Genomic DNA, 9514 nt, shown 5'->3' on the forward strand with positions numbered 1-9514 from the left:
GGTCCACTTCCACGCCATCATCCGCCTGGACGCGGCCACCGCCTGCGCTTGCCCGGCCTGTGTGACGCCGCCGCCGGCTGGGTTCACCGCCGAGTTGCTCGAGGCGGCCGTCCGACAGGTCGCCGCCACCGTGGCCGTGCCCTGCCCCATGGTCGACGAGGACCAGGACGTGACCCTGACCGCCCGCTGGGGCGAGCAGCTCGACGTGCGCCACATTACTGAGGCCGGCGACGACGGGGAGCTGAGCGCCGAGCAGGTGGCCGGCTACGTCGCCAAGTATGCGACCAAGGGCACCGAGGCCGTGGGCGTCACCCTGGATCACCGTGTAGGTGAGGTTGAGCTTGAAGGTCTGGATGTGCCGGCCCATGTGGCTGAGCTCGTCCGGGCGTGCTGGGAGTTGGGCGGTCGTCCGTCGTTGGTGGGGCTCCGGCTGCGTAAGTGGGCGCACATGCTCGGCTTCGGCGGCCATTTCTCGACCAAGAGCCGCCGCTACTCCACGACGCTGGGCGCTCTTCGTCGGGCCCGGGTCACTTACGCCATTCGCCGGCGCCAGGGCGCCAGCCTCCCGCTGGACGCCTGGGGGCAGCCTGACGATGACCAGGCCGTGCTCGTAGTCGCCTCCTGGGTCTACCAGGGTTCCGGCTACCAGTCGACCGGGGAGGCGTGGCTGGCGGCCTCGGCGGCGGCTCGGGCGCGGGAAGAGCGGCGGGTGGCCAGAGAGGAGCTAAGGAGCACAACGGCGGCCGCATGACCGCCAGTAGGTGAGGCGTGGAGGCGAGATGACAACGAGAGCCGAAGGGAGTACGGACCTGCCGGATAGTGAGTGACAGACCTACACGGTGCGGGAGACTGCGGCGGTGATGGGCTTGAGCCTGGGCGTCACCTATGAGCTACTCCGGCAGGGTCGCCTGCCGGGACTGCGGCTTGGGAAGCGGTGGGTGGTGCCTCGGGTCCAGCTCGACGCGTTCTTGGCGAGCGCGTCAGACAGGGGGTGAGCTGTGGGGCATCTACGCCGGGCACCCTCCGGGAATTGGCGGGCCGCCTATCGGACGCCGGAGGGCAAGGAGCGGACCAAGACGTTCAGGACCAAGCGGGAGGCGCGGGCGTTCTTGGCCCAGGTCGAGGGCGACAAGACCCGCGGGCTGTACGTGGACCCGGCTGGCTCCCAGCTGCGGTTCCGCGAGCTGGCCGACCGCTGGTGGGCGGCGCGAGAGGTCGAGCTGACGACGGCGGCGGCCAACCGCTCTCGCCTGGATAAGCATGTGCTGCCGATGTGGGGCGAGTGGCCGATCGGCCGCATTGAGCACCTAGACGTGCAGGCGTGGGTGAAACGCCTCTCTCGCAGGCTGGCCCCGGAGACGGTGGCGTCCTGCCATGGGCTGCTGTCGGCGATCCTGGCCACAGCGGTGCGTAGCCGCAAGCTCGGCGCCAACCCCTGCGATGGCGTGCGGCTGCCGCCTCGCCGCCGAACCGCTGATGCCGGGGCGACGATCACCCGCGAGCAGCTCCTGGTTCAAGTCCTGCCGGCGCTCCCCCGCCGCTACCGGGCCGTCGTGGCCACAGCGGCCGGTGCCGGGCTGCGCTGGGGTGAATGCGTCGGGCTGCGGCGCCGCAACGTTGACCTGCTCCGGCGCGAGCTCCAGGTGGTCGAGGTCGCGGTGGAGGTCGCCGGCCGGGTGACCTGCAAGCTGTATCCGAAGTCGAAGGCGAGCCGGCGCAGCGTGCCGCTGCCGGACTTTGTGATCGAGGCCCTGGCCGAGCACCTGGCCGCCTTTCCGGCCGAGCTGGATGAGCTGGTGTTCCGCAACGAGCATGGCGGACCGCTGCGCCGGGCGAACTTCCGCCAGCGAGTGTGGCTGCCCGCGCTTGCCCGATCGGGCTTGGTGGAGCGGCCGAAGTTCCATGACCTGCGTCACTGCTATGCGACCTGGCTTATCTCCGAGGGGGTGCCGGTGAACGTGGTCCAGGCGGTGATGGGCCATGAGCAGGCGAGCACGACCCTGAACCGCTACACCCATGTGCCGGCTGACACCCATGCCCGGGTGCGGGCGGTGCTGAATGCGCCCGCCGCCTGTTCGCCGCCTGCCGGCGCCCGGGCAGCCGGCCAGGAACACTAGTGGAGGGCGTTTACCTGCGATGATGGTTGGTGGGCGTGACAGGTTTCGAACCTGTGGCCTCTGCCGTGTGAAGGCAGCGCTCTCCCGCTGAGCTACACGCCCTGGTGCGGGGAAGTCTACGGGGGGCGGTGGAGGGGCCGCAACGGGCCGGGGGCGGAACTGGTTCGTTGGGGTTGGGCAGTTCTGCGGATGCGTAGGCGGCGGGGAGTTTCTAGGCTGCCGGGGCCACGTGGGCGGTCTGAAGGGGGTCAGGTTGGCGACGCCTGGGCAGTCGAGGGTGCATGGGCATCGGATTGTCAGCCTGCGTGGGGTGCTCGAACAGCTGGACGGGGACGTGCGGGCGGGCCGGTCGAACGGGCTGCGGGGGATCCCGACGGGGTGCAGTCCGCTGGACTCGTACCTGCATGGCGGGATGCGGGTGGGTGAGCTGTTCCTGCTGGGTGGGGCGCAGGGGGTCGGCAAGAGCACCTGGGCGTTGCAGGTGGCGCGGCACGTGGCGGCGGCCGGGCACGGGCGGGCGCTGTACGTGTGCTACGAGCACTCGGAGGAGTTCCTGCTCGAACGGCTGATCGCCATGGAGAGCGCACTGGACGGGGACGAGACTCCGATCGCGGTCGGCGACCTGCGGAACCTCCTGGCGGCGAGGGCCGAGGCGGGGGGCGCGGACCAGGGCATCGGCGGGCTGCTGGGTGAGCTCGGGCAGGCCCAGCCGGTGCTGAAGCGGCTGGCCGCGTACGAGGAGCGGCTGTTCCTGGTCAAGGCGGGGGCGATGACCACGGTCGAGGCGATCGGGAGCCTGGCCCGGGCCTGTCCCGGGGAGGGCCCGCTGCTGGTGGTCGTCGACTACCTGCAGAAGGTGTCGGTGTACCCCGACCCGCCGAGCGAGGAGGAGCAGGTCCGGCGGACCGTCGAGGGGCTGAAGGAGCTGGCCATGAGCCAGTCGGTGGTGGTGCTGGCCGTGGTCGCCGCCGACGCCGAGGGCGTCAAGGCGCAGCGGATGCGGATCCACCATCTGCGGGGCGACACCTCGCTGGCGTACGAGGCGGACGTGGTGCTGATCCTCAACGACAAGCACCGGGCGGTCGCCCGCCACCATGTCGTGTACCAGCCGAACGTGGCCGAGGGCTTCCACAGCTGGGTGGTGTTCTCACTGGAGAAGAACCGTGGCGGGGTCGACGGGATCGACTTCGAGCTCCGGAAGCGCTTCGCCTACGCCTGCTTCGACCCGGCCGGCGGGTTCCTGAGCGAGCAGCTGGTGGACGGCCGGCTCTACCTGACCTGAGCGATGCAGGAGACGGCGACCCGGCACCCGCCCGTCGAGGCGGCCGCCGGCCACGGCAAGGGCTCGGGGCCCTGGCTGAGCATGCCGCGGCTGTGGCTGATCGTGGTGCTCGGCGCGATCGGGCTGATGGCGCTGGCCCGGGTGCCGAGCGCAATCGACCTCGCCTACCACGTGAAGGTGGGTGAGCTGATGGTCGCCGAGGGCGCACTGCCACGGACCGACGCGCTGGCCTGGACGACGGCGGGCCGGCCGTGGCTGGACCAGAACTGGGGCGCCCAGCTGGTCCTGTACGGCATCTGGCGGCTGGGCGGGTTCCCGCTTGTGGTCGTCGTCAACGCGCTGGTTGCGGTGGCCACCTGGGCACTGGTGGCGGCGGCGTGCCGCCGGCGGACGGCCAACCTGCGGCTGATCGCCGGGGCCGTCCTCGCCGGGTACGCGGCGGCGGCGGCGACCTTCTCGGCCCGGCCCCAGATGTTCTCCCTGCTGCTGTTCGCCGTCGAGCTGTACCTGCTGGAGGTGGCCAGGACCCGTCCCCGGGCCGCGCTGGCGATCCCGCTCCTCATGCCCTTGTGGGCGAACCTCCATGGCGCCTTCGTGGTGGGGGTCGGGCTGCTCGCGATCGAGGTGGCGGCGGCCGTGTGGCGGCGGGACCGGTCCGGCGCCGTCCGCTACCTGCTGGTCACGGCGGCCAGCGTCGCCGGGCTGCTGGTCAACCCCTGGGGGGTGGGGGTGCTCGGCTACGCGATCTCGCTCCCGACCAACCGGGTGGTCTCCAAGCTGATCACCGAGTGGGCGCCGACGAGCATCCACGACCTCACCGGGATCCTGGTCCTTGGCGCCGTCGTCGTCCTTGTCGTCGCCCTGGTCCGGGCGCCGGCGCCCCACCGGGTCCCCGAGCAGCTGCTCAGGATGGCGCTCCTTGGTGGCCTCGCGTTCTGGGCCGTCCGGGGGGTCGCGTGGTTCGGGCTGGCCCTGCCGGTGGCGCTGTGCGCGCTCGCTCGGCCGCGCCCACTCCGGCCCGTCGGGGAGGATCGGGGGGTGCCCGCGGTCAACGTTCTGGTGCTCGCCACGCTGGTGGTGGGGGCTGGTGGTGGCCTCGCCGCTGGGCAAGCGGGCCCTCGGCGACTCGCGTCCGCAGCTGACCGCCGCCCCGGAGGCCACCGCCGACTGGCTGGCCGCCAACCCGCAGCCGGGACGGATGTTCAACTACCAGGCGTGGGGCTCCTACCTGGAGTTCCGCTTCGGGCCGCGGGTGCAGGTGGGATTCGACTCCCGCATCGAGCTGCCGCCGGCGGACCGCTGGATCCGCTACCTGGCCGTGATCGCGGGCCACTGGGACGCCGAGCGGCAGCTGGATGAGTGGGGTGTCGGCCACGTGGTCACCAGCCGGCGGGCGTCGCCGGCCCTGGTCGAGCTGCTGGAGGCGTCGGGGCGATGGCGGCTGGTGTTCTCGAGCGGGGAGGCGCTGGTCTACCGGCGGGTTGCGGGCGGTTGAGGGCCGCCCGGCCCTAGCCTTCCTCCTCCAGGGCCCGGAGCTGGCCCTTGAGGTGGCGCAGGAGGACCGCGGTCCGCAGCGAGGCGGCGGCGGCGTCGGCGAAGCCCATCAGCACCTCGATCTCGGCGTCGGCGAAGACCTCGGTCGGGACGCCGGTCTGGCTGCGGTTGCGGCCGGCTATCAGGACCCCGAAGCCGAGCCGCTCGTGGACCAGCGGCACCATCACCAGCGTCTCGGCCCGGCTGCCGGGGATGCCGGCGAGCGCGCCCCGGACCCGGTCGGTGTCCTCGATCAGCCCGACCCCGGCCCGGAACAGCTCCCGCATCACGTCGCGGCTGTACTCGACGCTCAGGCGCCGTTCGGCCGGGGTGAGGCCGACCCCGCCGGAGACCTCCATGAGCCCCTCGCCATTGTCGAGCAGCAGCACGACCACGTCGGCCCGAATCCGCCGGGCCGTCTCGGCGGCGGCGATCTGCGGCAGGTCGCGCTCGTAGAACTCCAGCGGCTGGCCGCCGAGGGCCTCGGTGACGCTCTCGATCGAGGCGGTGAGGCGGTCGAAATCGGCCAGAGGGGGAGGGGCGGCGGCGTCCGGGACGGGAGCCTCACGCTCGGTGCTCTCGGGCCGCCGGGGCGCGGTGAAGCGCAGGAGGTTGCGGGCGCGGCGGGTCCGGCTCCGGCGCTCCGGCGCGCCTTCGCCGGCCGCGGCCTCGCCGGCGCCCGGGGGCGCGGTCCCGGGCGGGTGTGCGAACGTCCCCGGCATCGGTCCGGGTGGCGCATCCGCCACCTCCTCGGCCGCCAGCAGGGCCTCGGGTGCGTCGGGAGGGACGCCGAGCGGGCCGCTGCCAGGCCGGGCCTTCGCCACCGCCGCCTCCGGCTCCTGCTCGCCGGAAGCGGCGCCGGGCGGGGCGGCCGGCTTGGCCACGCTCGCCGCCGCCGGGGTCGCGGGTTGTGGCTGGGCCGCCGGTTGCGGTGGTCGAGGGCGGTCGCCCTCCCCCACCGGGGTGGGGGGCGGCACCGGAGCGGCCGGCGGTGGTTCGCCGCGGCGGCGGTCCGGCCGTCGCCTCCGCTCGGGTCCTCTGGGCGTCGACGCGCCCTGGTCGCGCGGGGCTGGGGCGGCGGTGGCGGGGGCCTGGTCGCGCGGAGCGGGCGCCGCGGTGGCGGCGGCCTGTATGGCCGCTGGGTCGGCTTCGGCCTTGGCTGTCGGGGCGGGCGCTGCGTCCCGTTCCGTGTCGTCGACCGCCTCGGCGGCGGCCACGGCGTCGCGAGGGTCGTCAGGGACGGCCGCCGTCGCGTCGGGCGCGGACGCCGCGACGGGGGCGGGCTCCTCGCGCGCCGGCTGGGGCTGCTCCTGGGGCGCCGTTCGGGCGGCGGCGGCCGGGGCGGCATCCTCGCGGGTGGGTCGCGCCGGTTCGCCGGGTGGGGGCGCGGGGCGGGCGGTGGGTCGCGCACTGGACTCGGCCGGTGCTTCAGGGGTGGGTCGCGGGGTGGGCCGGGTCGGTCGCTCCGGGCGGGCCGGGCGGATGGGCCGACGCGCTCGCGATCGTGTCGATGGGGCGGGCGAGGGGCCGGCGGCGCGTTCGGGCGGGGAGGGTTCCGAGGACGGAGCCGGCGCGGGTTCAGCGGTGGGGGGCGCGGCGGGTGGTTCGGGTGCCAGTGGCGGCGCGGCTTGTGCCGACGGTGTGGCGGCTGGGTCGGCGGCCGGTGACGATGGTGTGGCTTGGCTCGGCGGGATGGCGGCTGGCTCGGGTCCCCCGGACGGCGGCGCGGGCTGGCCCGGTGGTTCGGTGGCCGGAGTGGCCGATGGGGCCTGGGTTGGGCCGACCGGTGGCGGAGTTGGCGGCTTCGGAGGTGGGGACGCGGCCGGCTCCGCTCGGGGAGGCACTGGGCGGGGCTCAGAACGAGGCGTGGGAAGGGACGCTGGCGGAGACGAGGGCCGCGAACGAGCCTCAGCCGATGCCGGGCGGGACTGGGCTGCCGAGTCTGGCCAGACCGGCGGTCCAGTAGGGGGCTGCGACGCTCCCTCCGGTGGGGACGCGGGCGGTTCGAACGCAGGGACGGAGGCCGATCGGACGTCGGTGGGCACCTCCCCGAGGACCTCGGCATCCGGCTTGCGGCCTCCGAGACGGCCGGCGAGCCGGCGGAGGAGCGACGGCCGCTCGGGACCGGCGCCGCCCACCGGGTACGCCACCGCTGCCGGCTGGTCAGGGGCGGGTCCCGCGGTCGGCAACGGCGCCGGCCATGGGCCGGGCCGACCGGAGCCCGCGGCAGCGCCGGCACGCCCGGGAGCTGGATCCCCCACCTGCGGGCCCGGCCGCGAGGCGGATCCGCCGGCCGCAGCGCCGCCGGCGGCACCTCCGGCGGCCGCGCTCGCGGCAGCGGCCCCTGCGGCCGCAGCCCCCGCGGCCGGCCGCTTGTTGGAGCCGGTCGATCCCCCAGGTGCATCCGGGTCCCGAACCCCGGGCCGTCCTGCGGACGGCGGTGTCGGTGGCGTGGCGCTGCCCGGCTCGCCGGTACCTGGGGCCCCGGTGGTCTGCTCGCCGGTCTCCGCGACCCCGGCGGTCTGCTCCTCCGGGGCCGGTGTCGCGCTCCGAGCCGGACGCCGGCGCCGGGTCGTACGCGGTGCTCTTGGCTCAGTTTCGCCTGGTCCGGCCGGGCGGGATTGCTCGGGGTCGACATCGCCGGCCGCGCCACCGTCGGCCGCCTTCGGACCCTCGCCCGGCCGGCCAGCCGCCCGAGCGGAGGTGCCCCCCGGCCGGGAGTCGGCCGACCGGCGCGGGAGCGCTCCCTGCGCGCGGGCCTGGTCGCCGGTACGCGGCTCGGGCTTGGCGCCGGAGGGGCCACCGGCGCCCTCGTTGTCGGGCGGCTCGGACGGGATGGCGGTCGCCGGGCCGTAACGCTGGCCCCGCCACCTCCAGGTCGAGGCATCCCCCGCCGGCGGGCGAGCATGCCCGGGAGCCTGGGGCGCCGACGGGCCACCGCGAGCCGGGGAGGGCGGAACCTCCCGCTCCCAGGACCCGGAGGCCGCCGGCCGGACGGACCCGATCTCCCGCTCGACCGGCGGAGTTCCGAAACCCTCCGCGACTCCCTTCTCCCCCTCCGGCGACCCCGCGGCCGCCGGGCGCTCCTCCCCCACCGACGCGGCGTCCGTGGAAGGGGTTGCGGGATCGGTCGTGACCAACTGCCAGAGCTCGACGATCTCGAACGGGCGCTGGACGACCGAGCAGGCGTGGCGGGGTGGGACGGTGGCGGGGTCGTCGGCGGGGTCGAGGACCACGACGAGGCGGCCGTCGAAGCGTGACCTGACCAGGCCGATGGCTTTGGTGCGGCTGGCCTCGGGGAGGTCGATGACGACGGCGTCGATGCTGCCGGCGGGCACCTCCGGCCAGGCCTTGAGGTCCCCGAGCTCGGTGACCCGGCCGGTGCCGTGGAGCAACGCTCGCAGGGCGAGGCCCAGCGAGGGGTCACGTCGCAGGAGCACGACATGGCGAGACATCAGGGATCCTACTTTGCGAAGACGTCGACGATGCGCATGATGGCGGGCCCCAGGATCACGACGAACAAGGCGGGGAAGATACAGAAGAGTACGGGGAACAGGACCTTGATGGGAACCTTCATCGCCCGTTCCTCGGCCAGCTGGCGACGCTTGACCCGCATGTCCTTCGCCTGGACGCGCAGCACGTTGGCCACCGACACCCCGAAGACGTCCGCCTGGACCATGGCGAGCACGAAAGCCCGCAGCTCAGGGACGTTGGTGCGGTCGGCAAGGTTGCGCATGGCCTCGTTGCGGCTCCGGCCGAGCTGGACCTCCTGCAGGGTCCGGTAGAACTCGTCGGCCAGGGGGCCGCTGGTGTTCTTGGAGACGTGGGCCAGGGCCGCATCGAAGCCGAGGCCCGCCTCCACGCAGATCGTGAGCAGGTCGATCGAGTCGGGAAGGGCCGTCCGGATCTCGTTCTGGCGGCGCTGGACGGCGTTGGTGAGCACGAGGTTCGGCAGCCGGTACCCGAGCAGGCTGATGGCCAGGAAGCCCAGGACCCGGATGGGCCAGGCGAACCCGAAGATGACCAGGAACAGGAGGCCGAGAAGCATCCCGCCGATGAGGCAGGCCACCTTGGCGACCAGGACCCGGTCGGGGTCCCAGCCGAACGGGCTGCCGGCCATGATCAGCTTGCGCCTGATGGCGTCCCTCGCCCCCGCCGGGGTGAAGCGGCGCGCCAGGCCGAGAGCCGCGTTGTAGAAGGGCTTGATCAGGCGCTCGCGGGCGGGGCGGGCCAGCTCGCGGTTGCGCAGGTCGGTCGGGCGCAGCTCGACCGCGCGGATGGCCTGGAGCGTCCGGTAGACCTGGCGGCGTTCGGCAACGATCGACTGGACCGAGTAGGCGATCGCGAACACGGCCAGGAATACGGCGAGGGCGCCGACGATAAGGAGCGGAGTCGACATGGCGATTCAGACCTTGATCTCGGTGATCTTCCGCAGCCAGATCACCCCGAGGATCATGAGCACGGCGGATCCGGCCATCATCATGATCCCGAGGCCGGTGGTGTAGAGCGGCCGCAGGAACTGCGGGTTGAGGAGGAGCAGAGCGCCGAACAGCAGGATGGGCAGGATGGACAGGATCAGGCT

The 9514-nt window shown here is 73.8% G+C and carries 8 protein-coding genes and 1 tRNA gene; 6 read left to right on the forward strand and 3 right to left on the reverse strand.

Annotated elements, in window-relative coordinates:
- The 3 genes from VF468_10720 to VF468_10730 all read left to right on the forward strand — a co-directional run.
- The coding region (locus VF468_10720; GenBank protein HEX5878778.1) for a replication initiator at window positions 1–751 on the forward strand (751 nt) is incomplete at its 5' end.
- A gap of 88 nt (window positions 752–839) precedes the next feature.
- A complete protein-coding gene (locus VF468_10725) occupies window positions 840–995 on the forward strand; it encodes a helix-turn-helix domain-containing protein (GenBank protein ID HEX5878779.1) in 156 nt (51 codons plus the stop codon).
- A gap of 114 nt (window positions 996–1109) precedes the next feature.
- On the forward strand, window positions 1110–2117 hold the full coding sequence (locus VF468_10730) for a site-specific integrase (GenBank protein HEX5878780.1): 1008 nt from the start codon (window positions 1110–1112) through the stop codon (window positions 2115–2117).
- Window positions 2118–2144: 27 nt separating this feature from the next.
- On the opposite strand, the gene VF468_10735 is transcribed toward VF468_10730, so the two are convergent.
- Window positions 2145–2219 (reverse strand) — tRNA-Val (locus VF468_10735).
- Between the two features lie 208 nt (window positions 2220–2427).
- On the opposite strand from VF468_10735, the gene VF468_10740 reads away from it, so the two are divergent.
- Genes VF468_10740 through VF468_10750 form a run of 3 tightly spaced genes read left to right on the forward strand, consistent with a single transcriptional unit; the run spans window position 2428 to window position 4894 of the window.
- The gene (locus VF468_10740; GenBank protein ID HEX5878781.1) at window positions 2428–3399 is read left to right on the forward strand and encodes a DnaB-like helicase C-terminal domain-containing protein; all 972 of its coding nucleotides are present in this window, start codon (window positions 2428–2430) and stop codon (window positions 3397–3399) included.
- Between the two features lie 3 nt (window positions 3400–3402).
- The gene (locus tag VF468_10745; GenBank protein HEX5878782.1) at window positions 3403–4758 is read left to right on the forward strand and encodes a hypothetical protein; all 1356 of its coding nucleotides are present in this window, start codon (window positions 3403–3405) and stop codon (window positions 4756–4758) included.
- Window positions 4718–4894, forward strand: a complete 177-nt coding sequence (locus tag VF468_10750) for a hypothetical protein (protein ID HEX5878783.1) — start codon at window positions 4718–4720, stop codon at window positions 4892–4894. The genes VF468_10745 and VF468_10750 overlap by 41 nt, the downstream gene beginning before the upstream one ends.
- Window positions 4895–4907: 13 nt before the next feature.
- On the opposite strand, the gene VF468_10755 is transcribed toward VF468_10750, so the two are convergent.
- The gene (locus VF468_10755; protein ID HEX5878784.1) at window positions 4908–5909 is read right to left on the reverse strand and encodes a hypothetical protein; all 1002 of its coding nucleotides are present in this window, start codon (window positions 5907–5909) and stop codon (window positions 4908–4910) included.
- A gap of 2486 nt (window positions 5910–8395) precedes the next feature.
- Complete coding sequence (locus tag VF468_10760; GenBank protein ID HEX5878785.1) at window positions 8396–9331, reverse strand: type II secretion system F family protein; 936 nt, start codon at window positions 9329–9331, stop codon at window positions 8396–8398.
- Window positions 9332–9514 lie beyond the last annotated feature (183 nt).

The organism is Actinomycetota bacterium, assembly GCA_036280995.1.
Lineage (GTDB): Bacteria > Actinomycetota > CALGFH01 > CALGFH01 > CALGFH01 > CALGFH01.

Bases quoted from the DNA above. Each gene is read 5' to 3' on its own strand.
- VF468_10760 (HEX5878785.1), bottom strand. From the start codon at position 9,331: ATGTCGACTCCGCTCCTTATCGTCGGCGCCCTCGCCGTATTCCTGGCC.
- VF468_10745 (HEX5878782.1), top strand. From the start codon at position 3,403: ATGCAGGAGACGGCGACCCGGCACCCGCCCGTCGAGGCGGCCGCCGGC.